General features: G+C 65.2%; 18 protein-coding genes and 1 pseudogene. 8 read left to right on the top strand and 11 right to left on the bottom strand.

The features are described 5' to 3' along the window. The first annotated feature begins 60 nt into the window (after positions 1 to 60). The 4 genes from hsaA to hsaB are packed head-to-tail and all read left to right on the top strand — an operon-like array spanning position 61 to position 3,593. Positions 61 to 1,224 (top strand): 3-hydroxy-9,10-secoandrosta-1,3,5(10)-triene-9,17-dione monooxygenase oxygenase subunit, encoded by a 1,164-nt coding sequence (gene hsaA, locus ACIA76_RS23395; protein ID WP_397154030.1) that lies wholly within the window; start codon positions 61 to 63, stop codon positions 1,222 to 1,224. Positions 1,225 to 1,227: 3 nt separating this feature from the next. Further along, entirely contained in the window at positions 1,228 to 2,103 is an 876-nt protein-coding gene (gene hsaD, locus ACIA76_RS23390) for a 4,5:9,10-diseco-3-hydroxy-5,9,17-trioxoandrosta-1(10),2-diene-4-oate hydrolase (RefSeq protein WP_397154028.1), read from the top strand. Between the two features lie 3 nt (positions 2,104 to 2,106). Then, positions 2,107 to 3,012, top strand: a complete 906-nt coding sequence (gene hsaC, locus ACIA76_RS23385) for an iron-dependent extradiol dioxygenase HsaC (protein ID WP_397154026.1) — start codon at positions 2,107 to 2,109, stop codon at positions 3,010 to 3,012. 5 nt (positions 3,013 to 3,017) lie between these two features. After that, complete coding sequence (hsaB, locus tag ACIA76_RS23380; RefSeq protein WP_397154023.1) at positions 3,018 to 3,593, top strand: 3-hydroxy-9,10-secoandrosta-1,3,5(10)-triene-9,17-dione monooxygenase reductase subunit; 576 nt, start codon at positions 3,018 to 3,020, stop codon at positions 3,591 to 3,593. A gap of 15 nt (positions 3,594 to 3,608) precedes the next feature. On the opposite strand, the gene ACIA76_RS23375 is transcribed toward hsaB, so the two are convergent. From ACIA76_RS23375 to ACIA76_RS23365, 3 genes are all read right to left on the bottom strand, one after another. Continuing rightward, complete coding sequence (locus tag ACIA76_RS23375) at positions 3,609 to 4,514, bottom strand: transposase (protein ID WP_397154021.1); 906 nt, start codon at positions 4,512 to 4,514, stop codon at positions 3,609 to 3,611. 75 nt (positions 4,515 to 4,589) lie between these two features. Beyond that, entirely contained in the window at positions 4,590 to 4,919 is a 330-nt protein-coding gene (locus tag ACIA76_RS23370; RefSeq protein ID WP_397154019.1) for a transposase, read from the bottom strand. 628 nt (positions 4,920 to 5,547) lie between these two features. Then, entirely contained in the window at positions 5,548 to 5,991 is a 444-nt protein-coding gene (locus ACIA76_RS23365) for a hypothetical protein (RefSeq protein WP_397154017.1), read from the bottom strand. A 386-nt stretch (positions 5,992 to 6,377) separates the two neighbouring features. Between ACIA76_RS23365 and ACIA76_RS23360 the strand changes: the two genes are divergently transcribed. Both ACIA76_RS23360 and ACIA76_RS23355 read left to right on the top strand, forming a co-directional pair. Next, complete coding sequence (locus tag ACIA76_RS23360; protein ID WP_397154015.1) at positions 6,378 to 6,611, top strand: DUF433 domain-containing protein; 234 nt, start codon at positions 6,378 to 6,380, stop codon at positions 6,609 to 6,611. Further along, complete coding sequence (locus ACIA76_RS23355) at positions 6,608 to 6,982, top strand: DUF5615 family PIN-like protein (protein WP_397154013.1); 375 nt, start codon at positions 6,608 to 6,610, stop codon at positions 6,980 to 6,982. Before ACIA76_RS23360 ends, ACIA76_RS23355 begins: the two co-directional genes overlap by 4 nt. A gap of 254 nt (positions 6,983 to 7,236) precedes the next feature. Here ACIA76_RS23355 and ACIA76_RS23350 read toward each other — a convergent pair whose 3' ends face one another. The 3 genes and pseudogenes from ACIA76_RS23350 to ACIA76_RS23340 form a co-directional block, all read right to left on the bottom strand. Next, positions 7,237 to 8,634 carry a glycoside hydrolase family 47 protein gene (locus tag ACIA76_RS23350; protein WP_397154011.1) on the bottom strand — a complete coding sequence of 466 codons (1,398 nt, stop codon included), beginning with the start codon at positions 8,632 to 8,634 and terminating at the stop codon, positions 7,237 to 7,239. A gap of 80 nt (positions 8,635 to 8,714) precedes the next feature. Next, a pseudogene (locus ACIA76_RS23345) lies at positions 8,715 to 8,843 on the bottom strand (4-hydroxy-2-oxovalerate aldolase); the annotation flags it as partial. Positions 8,844 to 8,871: 28 nt separating this feature from the next. Continuing rightward, complete coding sequence (locus tag ACIA76_RS23340; RefSeq protein ID WP_397154009.1) at positions 8,872 to 10,071, bottom strand: FAD-dependent monooxygenase; 1,200 nt, start codon at positions 10,069 to 10,071, stop codon at positions 8,872 to 8,874. A gap of 74 nt (positions 10,072 to 10,145) precedes the next feature. Between ACIA76_RS23340 and ACIA76_RS23335 the strand changes: the two genes are divergently transcribed. Then, complete coding sequence (locus ACIA76_RS23335; RefSeq protein ID WP_397154007.1) at positions 10,146 to 10,823, top strand: TetR/AcrR family transcriptional regulator; 678 nt, start codon at positions 10,146 to 10,148, stop codon at positions 10,821 to 10,823. Between the two features lie 34 nt (positions 10,824 to 10,857). Here the strand turns inward: ACIA76_RS23335 and ACIA76_RS23330 are convergent, their stop codons facing one another. The 5 genes from ACIA76_RS23330 to ACIA76_RS23310 are packed head-to-tail and all read right to left on the bottom strand — an operon-like array spanning position 10,858 to position 14,318. Next, the gene (locus tag ACIA76_RS23330) at positions 10,858 to 11,109 is read right to left on the bottom strand and encodes a multiprotein-bridging factor 1 family protein (protein ID WP_397154005.1); all 252 of its coding nucleotides are present in this window, start codon (positions 11,107 to 11,109) and stop codon (positions 10,858 to 10,860) included. 34 nt (positions 11,110 to 11,143) lie between these two features. Further along, on the bottom strand, positions 11,144 to 11,500 hold the full coding sequence (locus ACIA76_RS23325) for a type II toxin-antitoxin system RelE/ParE family toxin (protein ID WP_397154003.1): 357 nt from the start codon (positions 11,498 to 11,500) through the stop codon (positions 11,144 to 11,146). A 57-nt stretch (positions 11,501 to 11,557) separates the two neighbouring features. Further along, positions 11,558 to 12,595 (bottom strand): 4-hydroxy-2-oxovalerate aldolase, encoded by a 1,038-nt coding sequence (gene dmpG / locus ACIA76_RS23320; RefSeq protein WP_397154001.1) that lies wholly within the window; start codon positions 12,593 to 12,595, stop codon positions 11,558 to 11,560. Positions 12,596 to 12,609: 14 nt separating this feature from the next. Next, entirely contained in the window at positions 12,610 to 13,521 is a 912-nt protein-coding gene (locus ACIA76_RS23315) for an acetaldehyde dehydrogenase (acetylating) (protein WP_397153999.1), read from the bottom strand. Positions 13,522 to 13,532: 11 nt separating this feature from the next. After that, the gene (locus tag ACIA76_RS23310; protein WP_397153997.1) at positions 13,533 to 14,318 is read right to left on the bottom strand and encodes a 2-keto-4-pentenoate hydratase; all 786 of its coding nucleotides are present in this window, start codon (positions 14,316 to 14,318) and stop codon (positions 13,533 to 13,535) included. Positions 14,319 to 14,442: 124 nt separating this feature from the next. On the opposite strand from ACIA76_RS23310, the gene kstD reads away from it, so the two are divergent. Further along, positions 14,443 to 16,152 (top strand): 3-oxosteroid 1-dehydrogenase, encoded by a 1,710-nt coding sequence (gene kstD, locus ACIA76_RS23305; RefSeq protein WP_397153996.1) that lies wholly within the window; start codon positions 14,443 to 14,445, stop codon positions 16,150 to 16,152. The last annotated feature ends 3 nt before the right edge of the window (positions 16,153 to 16,155 follow it).

The raw sequence follows: 16,155 nt of genomic DNA, 5'->3' as shown, positions 1-16,155 counted from the left end.
TCAGTGTCAGAATCACATAGGCACCCGGTCCCAGGCGACCAGGCAGGAGCAGCCCCCGAGATGACGCGAGAAGTAACGGAGCGGGTCGATGCGCTGTTGCCGATGCTGCGCGAGCGCGCACAGGAGGCAGAGGATCTGCGCCGCATCCCCGACGAGACGATGAAGGCGCTGGCCGAGACCGGATTCTTCCGGCTCGTGCAGCCGCGGCAATGGGGCGGCCTGGCCGCCGATCCGGTCGTCTTCTACGACACGGTCCGCAAGATCGCCGGCGCGTGCGGCTCCACCGGCTGGGTCGCGGGGATCATCGGCATCCACAATTGGCATCTCGCACTGTTCGATCAGCAAGCGCAGACCGATGTTTGGGGCGAGGACACCGAGACGCGGATCGGCTCCTCGTACGCACCGATGGGCGCGGGCGTGGTGGCCGAGGGCGGCTACCTCGTCAACGGCTCGTGGAACTGGTCCTCGGGCTGCGATCACGCCGGCTGGACCTTCGTCGGCGGCCCGGTGATCAAGGACGGTAAGCCGGTCGACTTCGGCAGCTTCCTGATTCCGCGCAGCGACTATCGCATCGACGATGTGTGGAATGTGGTGGGTCTGAAGGGAACCGGCTCGAATACCCTGGTCATGAAGGATGTGTTCGTGCCGAGCCATCGGTTCCTGTCCTTCCGGACCATGGGCGAACTGAAATCCCCAGGCCTGGCGCAGAATACCGATCCGCTGTACAAGATGCCGTGGGGCACAATCCATCCCACGACGATCTCCTCACCCATCGTGGGCATGGCCTACGGCGCGCTGCAGGCCCACATCGACCATCAGGGCAAGCGCATCCGCGCCGCCTACGCCGGCGAGAAGGCCAAGGACGATCCGTTCGCCAAGGTGCGCATCGCCGAGGCCTCCAGCGATATCGATGCGGCCTGGCGGCAGCTGTCGGGCAATGTGGCCGACGAGTACGCGTATCTGGTCGCGGGCCAGGAGGTTCCGTTCGATCTGCGGGCGCGGGCGCGCCGCGATCAAGTGCGCGCCACCGGCCGCGCGATCGCCTCGATCGACCGGCTGTTCGAGAGCTCGGGCGCTACCGCGCTGGCCAATGGCACACCACTGCAACGGTTCTGGCGTGACGCGCACGCCGGACGAGTGCATGCCGCCAACGATCCGGAGCGGGCCTACGTCATGTACGGCACCCACGAATTCGGCCTTCCGGTCGGGGACACGATGGTGTAGACGATGACTTCCACAGCAGAGCTGACCTTCGAATCCACCTCCCGCTACGCGCAGGTGCGTCCCGATCTGACGTTGCACTATCACGAGGCGGGCGTGGGCAACGGCCCGACGATCGTGCTGCTGCACGGCGGCGGCCCCGGCGCCTCCTCCTGGTCGAATTTCGCCCGCAACATCCCGGTGCTGGCGCGGACTTTCCATGTGCTGGCCGTGGATCAGCCCGGATTCGGGTTATCCGATAAGCCGACCGAGCATCCGCAGTACTTCGTACACAGCTCGTCGGCGCTGCGTGATCTGCTGGACACCCTGCGGATCACCGAACGCGTTCACCTGCTGGGCAATTCGCTCGGTGGGGGTGCCGCGGTGCGGTTCGCGCTGGATTATCCGGACCGCGCGGGCAGGCTCGTGCTGATGGGGCCGGGCGGGCTGAGCACCAATCTGTTCGCGCCGGATCCGACCGAGGGTGTGAAGGCGCTGGGACGCTTCAACGTCGAGCCGACCCGGGAGAATCTGGAGCGGTTCCTGCGGATCATGGTCTTCGACCAGTCGCTGATCACGCCGGAGCTGATCGCGGAACGGTTCGCCTACGCCAGCACACCGGAGTCGCTGGCCGCCATGCGCGCCATGGGAAAGTCGTTCGCGGGAGCGGATTTCGACAAGGGCATGCTCTGGCGCGACGGCTACACGCTGCGTCAGCCGGTGCTGATGATCTGGGGCCGCGAGGATCGGGTGAATCCGCTCGACGGGGCGCTGGTGGCCCTGAAGACGATTCCCCGGGCACAGCTGCACGTGTTCGGCGGCTGCGGGCACTGGGCGCAGGTGGAGAAGTTCGACGAATTCAACCGGCTGGCGATCGACTTCCTCTCGCCGAAGGAGAAGTAGGACATGAGTATTCGCGCGCTCGGCTATATGCGCATCGAGGCCACCGATATCCCCGCTTGGCGTGAGTACGGGACGAAGGTGCTCGGCATGATGGCGGCCGACGGGCCCGATAAGGATGCGCTGTATCTGCGCATGGACGAGTTCCCGGCGCGTCTGGTGATCGTGCCGGGCGAGACCGACCGCCTACAGGTGTCGGGCTGGGAAGTGGTCGACGCCGCTGCGCTGCAACGTCTTCGGGAGCGGCTGTCGAAGGCCGGGGTGTCCTTCGCGGAGGGCACCAAGTCCGAGGTCGCCGAGCGTCGCGTCGAGGCGATGATCCGATTCGAGGATCCGGACGGCAATACGCTGGAGGCCTTCCACGGGGCGCAGTACCTCGCGCGCCGGTTCGTCAGTCCCTATGGGCATAAGTTCGTCACCGCCGAGCAGGGCCTGGGCCATGTGGTGCTGACCTGTACCGATGATGCCGCGGCACAGGCGTTCTACCAGGATGTGCTCGGCTTCCGGCTGCGTGACTCGATGCGGCTGCCGCCCCAGATGGTCGGCCGCCCCGCCGACGGCGACCCCGCCTGGCTGCGGTTCTACGGCTGCAATCCGCGCCATCACGCGCTGGCGTTCCTACCGCTGCCGAACCCCACCGGCATCGTGCACCTGATGGTCGAGGTGGAGAACTCCGACGACGTCGGCCTGTGTCTGGATCGCGCGCTGCGCAAGAAGGTAAAAATGTCGGCCACCCTCGGGCGGCACATCAACGATAAGATGCTGTCGTTCTACATGAAGACCCCGGGGGGCTTCGACATCGAATTCGGTTGTGAGGGATTGGAAGTCGAGGACGACTCGTGGATCGCGCGCGAATCCACCGCGGTCAGCCTGTGGGGCCACGACTTCAGCATCGGTTTCCGGCAGGAGTGAACGAGATGACGACGGACGACCTCCCGCAGATCGATCCGCGCCGGTTCCGCGATGCGCTGGGGCAGTTCGCCACCGGCATCACCGTGATCACCACCCTCGACGACGAGGGCGCGCCGATCGGATTCGCCTGCCAGTCGTTCGCCGCCCTCTCCCTCGAGCCGCCCCTGGTGGTGTTCTGCCCCACCAAGACCTCCCGCACCTGGGCCGCCATCGAACAGGCCGGCCGATTCTGCGTGAACGTCCTCGCCGAGGAACAGCGCGAGACCTGCGCACGCTTCGGCTCCCGCGAACCCGATAAGTTCGCCGAAATCCCCTGGCACCCATCGAACCTGGGGCTTCCCCTCCTGGACGGCGCGCTGGCCACGATCCAGTGCACAGTGGACAGCGTCGTCGACGGCGGCGATCACTACATCGTGATCGGCCGGGTGGCGGCCCTGTCGGAGTCCACCGACTCCGGCAGGCCGCTGTTGTTCTACCGCGGCCAGTACACCGCCATCGAGCCGGATAAGACCACCCCCGCGCCGTGGCGCGCGGATCTGGAGCATTTCCTCACCACTACGACCTTGGACACCTGGCTCTAATCTCGTGTTTCGCAGTCAGGCAGCGGTGTTCTCCCAGGCCAAGCGGATGGTGTGGATTTGTTCGGGGGTGGGGTCGCCGGGTAGGTCGGCACGATATTGGGCGGTGATCAGTGTGCGGCGGAGCTTGGTGAGCATGTCGGGGTAGCTGGGGTGGGTTTTGGTGGTGTACCAGCGGGCCCGGGTGCGGTGCTCGGCGACGACCGCGGGTGAGTGCCCGGCGAGGTGATACCAGAGAATCACCAGGGTCTGGGTGAGCATCCCGAACGGGACGGTGCGCTCCACCGCCGCCCGGGTGCGGTTACGGGCCTCGCCGGCACCGGTGACGTTTTTGGCGTTGAAGAATGCGACCTCGATCGACCAGCGGGCGGAATACCGGGTGATGAGTTCGGCTGCGGTGGTGGTGGTGGTGGTGTCGGTGGTCAGTAGCGCCAGTCCGGGGCGGCGGGGTTCGCGCACGACCAGGACCCGGACGGGTTGGGAGCGGAAGGCGCCGTACCACAGGCAGCGTCGTTCGTGCACGGTCACGGTGGCGGTGCGGCCGTACCGGGTCACGGTGACCGGCTGGCCCGTGGTGGTGGCGGCCAGCTCGGCTGGTGTGCCGATCCGGGTGCCCCGGGTACGGGGCCGACCTCGTCGGCCTTGCATGTTCGGCGGGTTGTCCAGGTCGGGATGCACATCGTAGAGGGCGGCGTTGCGGGGTAGCGGCCCGGTCAACGTCACGTTCATGGGCAGCTGCCGCAGGGTGCTGCACACATACGCGCCATCGGCGACGACATGGACGGCACGGTCGGGGCGCGCGGCGGCGATCCGGCCGATCAGGTCGCGGGCGAGAATCGTTTTGGTTGGCCCGCCGGGACGCCATAACCGAAACAGCACCGGCAGCGCGATCGGACGGTCTGCGAACGGCAGCTCGACCACCACGGCGGCAACCACGAACGTGGTGCCGCGCGAGAGTTTGGTTTGGCCGCTGGCAACTTGGCGGGAGCCGTCGTAGGCCTAGACCGCGCCGTGCACCTTCTTGCCGCTGCGGCGGAACAACGTGTCGTCGACCGCGATCAGCAACGGTGCACCGGTCGGGATGAGCCAGCCGATCACCAGTCTCAGCATCACCATACTGACCTGGTCCAGGTTCCAGTGTGCGGTGGCGAAGAACCGATGCGCGCGAGCGTGATGGCCGCCCATCCGGGCGGCGGTCAGCATGCCGCACACCGTCCGCCGGGCCGGGGCGGCGATCAGCCCGATGGTCAGGGCAACGAACGTGGTGAACGTCGGGGTGGTGAAACACGGCCGGAACGCATCCAACAAGGGCTGCAACGACTTCGGCACCGCAGGGATCGACACAAACCGCCGATCATCACCGCACGCACCCGTCGCTGATTCCTCGACACGCCGAGACGGTCGCCGGCCTGTCTCACACGCGCCAGCTGTCTTTCGACTGCCGACCGACTCTGACTATTATTAACTATAGTGATCGCTCATGGCTCCCCTTTATGTCAAGAGGCAGTTGGGAGGTCGCTGTTAGACTGGATGGCGGCAGGTCCGGGTTGTGGCTTGTCCGAAGGATCGGTGTGCGGGGTAGGGCCGGTCGCGCTGGAATCAGTAGTCGCTCCCGCGATTGACACGCCATCTGGTTATCAAAAAGTAATCAATGAGCTGTGCCGGTGCGCCCTGAGGCTGGTGGCGGCGCGGACCTCGCACGAATGCGCGCAATTGCCGCAACCACGCGCCAGGCCGACCACGACCAACGGTCAACCGAGCTCGTCTTGCGGACATACTCTCCTGCCGCTGCGCGAGCGTTGGTCGATCATCCAAACCAACTGAATGACAAGACCTTTCAACGCGCGGTGATGGCGCATTTCGGTCGTTCGGGAAGGAGTCTGCGATCCGTGATCGAATGAATGTTCGAGAGAGATAGCGAAAGTCGAGTCGGGATGCCGCGCACGAAATTTCTGAGTTAGGACGGCGCGAGCTCTTCGGCAGTTGCGGGGGACAGTCTGCAATCATCGCCCGTAACAGCGCCATTTCCATCACCGGCGTCGAGCTTGCAAAAGAACGTGATTCTACTAAGCTTGCGAACGGTTTTGCCGTTTTTGTCGACCATCTCCACCGTCTTACCTTCGACGAACCCCTTTGATGCGCCCGTCTTAGGAGAGCTTCCGAGCGGGTCGCAGTTGATCCCGACAGCGTTCCAGATAACGACGGTAGCTTTTTCGCCGGTATACTCCACACTGCTCGGTACGTGATCGACATCCTTCATTACGAGCTTTTCGCACAGGTATGCGGTGGCTCGCGGGCCTTTCGACGTGCTGTCGTCGCCCTGCGCGATAGCAGGATAGGCTGCTACGGTCGCAAGAGCGCCGGTTGCAATGGCAATGGATACAATCTTCGACAGATTCACTGAACTCCTTTCGCCGGGGAACAACTCACGGGCAGTTCAAGCAGAAGCACAGCATGTCCAGGAAATGTAGCCAATCAATAGGCCCCGCCTGGCTACGGTGCACCTTCCGACACCTGGCCGCTCACCCCACTGATTCGTTGCCGCTGAGCGTCCGGATGGGCGTAACCATTCCAGCACCAGGGCCGTCAGCCCATCGGCACCTGCACGTGGATCGGCGTGTCTGCCGAGCTCGCGTGTCTATGATCACCGACAGGCCCTCGCGAACGCCCCTATGTCGCCGGGCGGGCTAGGGCATCGAACACCCGTTCGTCAAGAACCGCGAAAGTCGAGCTCTAATGCAAGTCCCAGACACGCTGTAATGCTGGTAGTGCAAGTAGAGTGAACCCATGTCCCGCCTGGAGCGCATTACCTCCGACCCCGGCATCTGCCACGGTAAGCCGGTGGTCCGCGGCCTGCGCTACCCGGTCGAGACGCTGCTCGAGCTGCTGGCGGCGGGCATGGACTTCGACGAGATCCTCGAGGACTATCCGGATCTCGAAAGGGACGACCTCCTCGCCGCGCTCGAGTACGCTGCGCTGGTGACTGCCCGGAAGGCGACGATCCCCTTCGACGCCGCATGAGGTTTTTGATCGATGCGCAGCTGCCGCGACGGCTGGCGACCTTCCTCGAGACGGCAGGCCACGATGCTCGACACACGCTCGACCTTCCTCAGGCCAATCGCACACCCGATGGTGAGATAGCGGCCATAGCGGACCGAGAAGGTCGAACGGTGGTCACCAAGGACAGCGACTTCTTCATCGGACATCTGCTCGAGCGAAGCCCGAGATCGTTACTGATAGTCGTGACGGCAACATTGCCAAACAAGGAACTCATCGCCCTCTTCGAGAGGCATGTACACGAAATCGTGTGCTTGCTCGAAGAGAGTGCCGTCGTCGAGCTGGGTCGCAACGGGCTTGTTGCGCATGCCAATCGAGACCCCGACTCCGACTGATCTCCCAGGCGATCCGAATCGGCGTGCTCCGAGTCGAACCTTCCGCCTCAGAGATCGGCGTGATCCGGCGGCGGAAGTATGAGGATCATGGCTTCAACGTTGCAGGACGAACGAATCATCGGCGGTGACAATCTGTCACACCGCTGATCCGGTCATTCGATCAGCGGGAAGTCTCGTTGTCCACATCGTTCCGATTCGCGTGCCAAGCATCGTGAACGATGGTGTTGATATCGGAATGCACGGGACTGAACACCTCACCTTCGCAGGCCGCGCAGGATCTTTCCCTCGGTGGAGAGGTAGAAGTCGGCTCGATCGAATCTGGGTGTCTCGGTGAAGGTCAGGTACAGGTACTTGAAGTTCTCGGCGAAGCCGTATGCGGGGAACAGGTCGCCGAGCCGCATCGGTGAGGTGGTGACGTCGTCGATGATCGTGTATCCGTTGGGGACTCGCGCGTGGGTCCGCATTCCGAGGAAGTATTGCCATGCGGTGGTCGCGTAGTAGCGGTCGTGGGTCTGCAGATAGAGGTCGAAGGATGCGTTCGGGTATTCGGGGCGGAACTGATTGCTCTTCGATGTGACCGTCATCGTGGTGTAGTCGATCTCCTCCGGCAGCACCGGGTACTTGTCCAATATCGCGGTCCAGGTTTCGTAGTAGGCACGACCCAGGGACAGCTGGCCGGCGTGGCCGAGCACCTCCGGCCAGAACGAGGCCAGTTCGGACTGTCGCCGACCGGTGACCGCGCCGGTCTCGAAGTCGACCTGCCGGTACCAGACCCGGCCGCGGTAGGTCTCCACCTCGTAGCGGGTCAGCGCGTCGTTGAGCAGATGAAACCAGTCGAAACAGTCCCGATCCCCGAGCAATGCCCAACCGCCCCAGAGGTATTCATAGAACGAGTCGCTCGGGGGGTTGGGCGCGAGATCGGTTCTGTCCGCCCAGACACCGGTTTCCACATTGAGGTTGGTGGCCATCAGGTTGATCGGTGACCGCTTCGCGATGGCCGCGCGGTAGGCCTTCTTCGCCGCCTCGAGATACTTCGGGTCCTTGGTGAGCTGGGACAGCATGCCGAATTCGAGGATGTTGGTCCCGATCTCGGCCAGCGGCGGGGTGTTTCCCGAGACCGCGCCGGTGTGCAGGTTGACGTACTGATACGGCATGCCGGTCGGTGACGCGAACGCGGGCATCAGCCGATCGGCCAGATCGACAGTGAGCGCGAGCAGCTTCTTGTTGTCGGTGGCCAGGTATCCGGCCAGCAGGCCGCCGACCACTCGGATGATGGCCTCGAAAACATGGAAGTCGCCGTCGATATCGAAATCGAGGTGCTGCTCGATCCAGGCGACCGCGGCGGCCAGCTCGGTATCCAACTCCATCACATACAGGGTGTCCAGGGCCTCGATGATGGACAGTCCGATCGGCCGACCGGGCACGAAGAACTCGCTGTAGCCGCCGGAGAGAGGTGTGAGTTCGTCGTGGCCCCAGGCGAATTGCCCATAACCGTTCCAGGCGTGCAGGAATTCGGCACGGATCTGAGCGCCCTCGACACCGCTCGCCTCGGCGACGCCCGCCGTGGCGGCCAGCACGCCCGCCGCGAGGGCGACGAGCGCCCCACGCCGGGACAAGCCTCGCCCGATCCTGCCCGCCGATTCAACAGACATGTTCCAGGACGGTACTGCCAACACTGGTCGTCGATCGCCGTATCAGAGCTCTCGACGGCCCGGCCCCCTACCCGGTGCTCTCAGGAGGTCGCCGCCTGCTGCTCCCGCTGAAGTTCCAAGGCGATGTCGATGAGCTGATCCTCCTGCCCCCCGACAAGTTTGCGCTGTCCCGCTCGGACCAGCATCTCCGCGGCCGAGACGTGCCTTCGTCGGCCAGCAGGTCGACGTAGAAGGTCACTAGGCCGCATAGTCCCGGACCACGACGGTGCGGGCGACTTTCTGCGGCGCACCGCCGATGAGACCGCGCCACGGCAGGTACGGCAGCAGGCGCACATTGGCGTTGCGGACCCGGATCATGGTGTTGCTGGGTGGGGCGTACCAGGTGCCGACGCCCTCGGCGAACTTCTGACAGGCGTCGACCATGGGCCGCATCTCCTGCTCGTAGCGGGCGAAGGCGACGGTGTGATCGCCTGCGGCCGCGGCCAATTCGCCCGCCAGCAGATAGGCGCCGACGAGCGAGAGATCCGCGCCCTGGCCCGACAGCGGCGCGGCGCAGTATCCGGCGTCGCCGACGAGGGTGACGCGGCCGCGGTGCCAGGTGTCCATGCGGATCTGGGCCATGGCGTCGAAGTAGAAGTCCTCGGCGTCGTCGAGGTGGGCCAGCAGTTGCGGCACCTGCCAGGACTGGTCCGCGAAGGTCTCGGCGAGCATGCGTTTCTGGCTCTCGACGTCGCGGTAGTCGTAGTCGAGCTGATCGCTCGCCCACGCGAAAATGGCCTTCGCCTCGGTGTTTTCGCGGATGCTGTAGGCACCGGCCACCTTGCCCGGGGTGTTGTAGTCCTGCTCCCAGTGGTCGAGATTCAGGAAGTTCGGGATCGTGTAGATCGAAATGTAGTAGCCCATGTGCCGGATGAACTGGGATTCCTGGCCGAAAACCAGTCTGCGCGTGTGGGAGTGGACGCCGTCGGCGCCGATGACCAGATCGAAGGTGCGCGGGGCGGCGTGTTCGAAGGTGACATGCACGCCGTTGTCGTCCTGTGCCAGTTCGGCGATGAAGTCGCCGAAGAGGTACTCCACGTCGCCGTGGGTCGCCTCGTAGAGCATTCGCGCCAGATCGCCGCGCTGGATCTCGGTGTCGCCGCCCGCGCCGACGCCGTTGAAGACCTCGCTGCTGATGGTGGCTCGGGCCCGGCCGTCGGCATCGACATAGGACGTGCCGCGCTTGCCGGTACTGAACTCGTGCACTCGCTCCAGCAGACCCATCCGCCGCACCACCTCGGTGGCGGTGCCGAGCACATCGATGGCCTGGCCGCCTTCGCGCAGCGCCGGCGCCTTTTCCACCACGGTGGGATTGAACCCGTAGCGCTTCAGCCAGAAGGCGAGGGCCGGGCCCGCGATGCTCGCGCCGGAGATCAGAGCGTTCTGGTTCTTTCGCATGCCCAGAACTGTACAAATGTCTTAGGCAAACGCGCAATACGTTTGTCTGAGGCATTTGCGCTACCCTGGTGAGCATGGGAAACCGCGAGGATCTACTGTCCGGCGCCCGCCGCTGCCTCCTGGACAAGGGCTACGCCCGCACCACCGTCCGCGACATCGCCACCGCCGCGGGCGTCAGCATGGCCGCCATCGGCTATCACTTCGGATCGAAGGAGGCCCTGCTCAACGAAGCCTTAGCCGAGGCCACGCGGGAATGGGGCGACGAACTGGAACGCGCCCTGGCCGAAACCCCCGATTCGAGCCGAAACCCCTTGCAGCACTTCACCCGTCAGTGGCAGGCCATCATCGATTCCATCAGCGCCCACCCCGACGTCTGGTCGGCCACCTTCGAATCGGTGGCCCACCCCGAAACCCGAGCCCACCTGGCCACCGACCAACAAGAGGCCCGAGCGGGCCTGGCCCGGCTACTCGCAGATACCGACCCCTCCGACGATTCCGCCGCCCGCACCACGGGCGCCTTCTACCAGGCCCTACTCACCGGCCTGGCCGTTCAGTACCTGATAGACCCCGCCTCGGCCCCCACCGCCGAAGACCTGACAGAGGGGTTGCGCCGCATTACGACCAAACGCCGCGCGACACGAACCCGTTCCCTCCCCCACGTCGATTACGCCGAGATGCGCCAAGAAGTCGACGAGTTCTTCGGCACGGAGGATCGCATCGGCGATGACGATCCCTGGGAGCGGAACTCATAACTTGTCGTTCGACCGGGCGTACTGATGTAGCCGACTACGCCACTCGCGGGCGCACCTGAACAACCAGATCGGCATCGAGTGCGTGAGCAAGCCGTTCCAACACCGGGAGGCTCGGGACCGTCCCACCTGCCTCGAACCGGGCGACCGCGGACTGCGTCATACCGGCAGCCTCCGCCAGCCTGCTCTGGGTCCACCCGTGATGTTCCCGCATCTGCCGGATGGTCCGCCCGAGCTCGTACGCCAATCGCGTTGTCTCATACGCTTCGACGGCACCCGGCTCCCGCATCCGACGATCCCGGAGCTCTGCCCAATCGGCGCCTTCAACCATCGTTCCCATCCTCCTCAGCAGAGTGCCGCGCGGCAATGCAGCGCGCCAACGCGAGTCGCGCACGCTCGATCTGCGCACGCTCGCGCATCCGCGTCTTCACGAAGACTGTCAGCAGTATGATTCTTCGCCCCGGAGCAATCCAGTACGTGACACGCACCTGCCGATTGTCGAGATGGAACCGAAGCTCCCGCAGCTTGCCGTCGAGCTGCTTCGTGTACGGCTCGCCCAACAACGCGCCTTCGTCCGCCAGCAGGTCGACGTAGAAGGCCACTCTGGCGAACAGATCTGCAGGGAGCTTCTCCAGCCATTCACACACCTCGGGTTCCAGCTCGACAGTACCCCATCCCATAGCATGGATGCTATATGCCCAGGTGGAAGGCCATAGCACTTTTGCACGAACCGGATCTCAGGCCGTGACCGACTGCTGCTCCCGTTGGAGCTCCAAGGCGATATCGATGAGTTGATCTTCCTGCCCACCGACCAGTTTGCGACGGCCTGCTCGGACGAGCATTTCCGCGGCGGAGACGCCGTAGCGTTCCGCTTGGCGTTCGGCGTGTTTGAGGAAGCTGGAGTAGACGCCTGCGTAGCCCATCATCAGGGATTGGCGGTCGAGGAGGCATTCCTGGGGCATGGCCGGACGGACCACGTCTTCGGCGGCGTCGGCTATGGCGTAGAAGTCGACGCCGGTCTTGATGTCGAGTTTGTCGCAGACCGCGATCAGGGCCTCGACGGGCGTGTTGCCCGCTCCCGCTCCGAAACGTCTTGCGCTGCCGTCGATCTGGGTGGCTCCGGCGCGGATGGCGTAGATGGAGTTGGCGCAGCCCAGGTCCAGGTTTTCGTGGCCATGGAAGCCTACTTGGGCGTCGGTGCCGAGTTCGGCGACCAGGGCCCCGACGCGGTCGGAGACCTGGTCCAGGACAAGGGCTCCCGCGGAGTCGACTACGTAGACGCACTGGCAGCCCGCGTCGGCCATGATGCGGGCCTGCCTGGCCAGGATCTCGGGGGGCTGGGTGTGCGACATCATCAGGAAGCCGACGGTTTCCAGGCCCAGATCCCTTGCCAGACCGAAGTGCTGGATGGAGACGTCGGCCTCGGTGCAGTGGGTCGCGATGCGGACGATCGAGGCGCCGTTGTCCTGGGAGATCTTGATGTCCTCCTTGACGCCGACGCCGGGGAGCATCAGCACCGCGATCTCGGCGCGCTGGGCCGTCTCGGCCGCGATCGTGATCAGTTCCTGCTCAGGGGTTTTCGAGAAGCCGTAGTTGAACGAGGAGCCGCCCAGGCCGTCGCCGTGGGTCACCTCGATCACCGGCACGCCAGCGCCGTCGAGGGCGGCGACGATATCGCGCACCTCGGTCGCGGTGAACTGGTGGCGCTTGTGATGAGAGCCGTCGCGCAGCGAGGTATCGGTGACGCGGATATCGAGTTCATTCGAGAAAGGCATTGTCCGGTAACTCCTTACACCCGAGCCGAGACGATCTGGTCCGCGATGACCTCGCCGACGCGGGTAGCGGCGGCGGTCATGATGTCGAGATTGCCCGCGTACGGCGGCAGGAAATCGCCCGCGCCCTCGACCTCCACGAATACCGACACCTTCGCCAGCCCACCGGAAATCACCGAGGGCTCGTCGAACTGCGGCTCGTTGAGGAGTCGATAACCGGGTACGTACTGCTGGATATCGGCGACCATCCGATGGATCGACTCCCCGATCGCGTCGGTGTCGGCATCGGTGGGAATCGCACAGAAGATGGTGTCGCGCATGATCATCGGCGGCTCCGCCGGATTCAGGATGATGATCGCCTTCCCCCGCCGCGCGCCGCCGATGGTCTCCACGCCCCGGCTGGTGGTCTTGGTGAACTCGTCGATATTCGCGCGCGTTCCGGGCCCGGCCGAGACCGAGGACACCGAGGCGACGATCTCGGCATAGGACACCTCGACCACGCGCGATACCGCCGCCACGATCGGAATCGTCGCCTGCCCACCGCATGTGATCATGTTGACGTTCGGCGTGTCCAGATTCGCATCGATATTCACCGGCGGCACCACCGCGGGACCGACGGCGGCGGGGGTCAGATCCACCGCGCGGATTCCGGCCTCGGCGTAGCGCGGCGCGGCATCGCGATGCACATACGCCGACGTCGCCTCGAACAGCAAATCCGGCAGCTCGGGCTGCGCGAGCAGCCAGTCCACCCCCTCGTGCGAGGTCTCCAGCCCGAATCCGGCCGCGCGCTTCAAACCCTCACTGGCAGGATCGATTCCGATCATCCATCGCGGTTCGATCTTCTCCGAGCGCAGCAGCTTGTACAGCAGATCGGTACTGATGTTGCCGGAGCCGACGATGGCGGCCGCGACCTTTCCCTTGGCAGGCACTCCAGGTCTCCTCAGCTGAATTCCACACGGACGGAACCGAGTCCGGCGAACTCGGCATGGAAGGCGTCGCCGGGCCGCGCGTCGATGGCGCGGGTGCACGAGCCGGGCAGCACGATGTCACCGGCCCGCAGTCGCACGCCGAAGGAGGCGACCTTGCGGGCCAGCCACGCCACCGCGATGGTCGGGTCGCCGAGCACGGCGTCGCTGCGGCCCTCGGCGACCACCTCCCCGTTACGGGTGAGCCGGGCGTCGATCTTGGCGATATCCAACAGATCCGGCCGCACCCGCGCCGGCCCGAGCACCCACCCCGCGGAGGACGCGTTATCGGCGATGGTGTCGCAGAGCGCGATCTTCCAGTCCGTGATCCGGGTATCGATGAGCTCGATGGTGGGCGCGTAGGCGACGGTCGCGGCGAGCACATCGGCCTCGGTGCAGTCCGCACCCGGCAGATCCGCGCCCAGCACGAAGCCGACCTCCACCTCGACCCGCGGATACAGATACCGGCCCGCCTCGACCGGCGCGTCCTCGAACACCTGCATCTCGGCGAGCAGATGTCCGTAATCGGGCTCGTCGACGCCCATCATCTGCTGCATCGCCTTCGACGAGAGTCCGACCTTATGCCCGATGATCCGCGCCCCGCCCGCCACGCGCGCGCGGATGTTGATCAGCTGGATCTCGTAGGCATCGACCACGTCGATGTCCGGATACCGCGCGATCAGCGGGTCGATCGGCACCCGGTCGCGCTCGGCGACCGCGAGCTGGGCGGCCAGTTCACTCCGTACCGCATCCGACAGCACGCTCAATTCCTTCCACCGGGGCCGGGACAGCGCCCGAGACTGTAACGCGTTTTCCTGGATCTTCTCGCTCCAGCAGTCCCATCTGCCAGATCAATATAGACCGAAGCTAGCCCGATTCTATAACGTGTTCTACATGAGTGATCGGGAATACGATGTGGTGGTGGTCGGCAGCGGCGCCGCCGGAATGACCGCCGCCCTCACCGCAGCGCATCACGGCCTGCGCGTGGTGATCCTGGAGAAGGCCGCGCACTACGGCGGGTCGACCGCGCGCAGCGGTGGCGGCGTGTGGATCCCGGGGAACAAGGCGCTGCTCGCGTCCGGGCGTCCCGATGACCGCGAAGAGGCACGCCGCTACCTGTACAGCATCATCGGCGATGCGGTGCCCAAGGAGCGGATCGATACCTACATCGATCGCGGCCCCGAGGCACTCGGGTTCGTCCTCGATCACAGCGCGCTGAAGCTGCGGTGGGTTCCGGGTTATCCCGATTACTATCCGGAGGCTCCGGGCGGTCAGCCGCTGGGCCGCTCCTGTGAGCCGAAGCCGTTCGATGCCATGGTGCTCGGCGACGAGCGGTTCAAGCTGGAGCCGCCGTATGCCAAGACGCCGCTGAATGTCGTGACGACACAGGCGGATTTCGTCCGCCTGAGCCTGATCCGACGCCACCCCAAGGGCATGATGCGCGCACTGCGGGTCGGCGCCCGGACCTACTGGGCCAAGGCCACCCGCAAACATCTGCTGGGCATGGGCCAGGCCATCATCGCGGGGATGCGCAAGGGTCTGCTGGACGCGAATGTCGGTGTGCTGCTGGAGACTCCGATGACCGGCCTGGTGGTCGAGGACGGTCGTGTCGTCGGCGTCGAGGCCACGCGGGCGGGCGAGAGCGTCACCTTCCGGGCGCGCTACGGCGTGGTGCTCGGGGCGGGCGGATTCGAGCACAACGCCGAGATGCGGCACAAGTATCAGCGCGAACCCATCTCCACCGACTGGACCACGGGCGCGGCGGCCAATACCGGCGACGGGATCCGCGCGGGCCAGGAACTCGGTGCGGCCGTGGACTTCATGGAGGACGCGTGGTGGGGGCCGACCGTGTTCAAGGGCAGCCGGCCCTGGTTCTGCCTGGCCGAGCGCAACCTTCCCGGCGGCCTGATCGTCGATATGGACGGCAACCGGTTCTTCAACGAATCCCTGCCCTACGTCGAGGCCGTGCACAAGATGTACGGCGGGGAATTCGGTCAGGGCGACGGCCCGGGTGCACATGTGCCCGCATGGCTGGTCTTCGATCAGCGCTACCGCAACCGCTACATCTTCGCCGGATTGCAACCGGGACAACGCTTCCCGAAGCGCTGGCTGGAGAAAAGCAACATCGTGCAGGCACCCAGTCTCGCCGAGCTTGCCACGAAAATCGGTGTGCCGGAACAGAATCTGGCCCAGACCGTCCAGCGGTTCAACGGTTTCGCCGAGACCGGGGTGGACGCGGATTTCGGCCGCGGCGACAGCGCCTACGATCGCTACTACGGCGATCCGACCGTCAAGCCGAATCCGTGCCTGGCCGCGCTGGTGCGGGGTCCCTACTACGCCGCCAAGATGTTCCCCGGCGATCTGGGCACCAAGGGCGGCCTGGTCACCGATACCGCCGGGCGGGTGCTGCGCGAGGACGAGACCGTCATCGAGGGCCTCTACGCCGCGGGCAACACCTCGATCCCGGTCATGGGCCACACCTACGCCGGTCCGGGCGCGACCATCGGACCGGCGATCACCTTCGGATATCTCGCGGTATTGGACATCGTCGAGCGCGCGCACCGCCAGCCTGTATCCAGCCGCGCGGACCACTGAGGA

The sequence above is a fragment of the Nocardia sp. NPDC051570 genome, assembly GCF_044454005.1.
GTDB lineage: Bacteria > Actinomycetota > Actinomycetes > Mycobacteriales > Mycobacteriaceae > Nocardia.
This window is presented reverse-complemented; position numbering and strand designations above follow the sequence as displayed.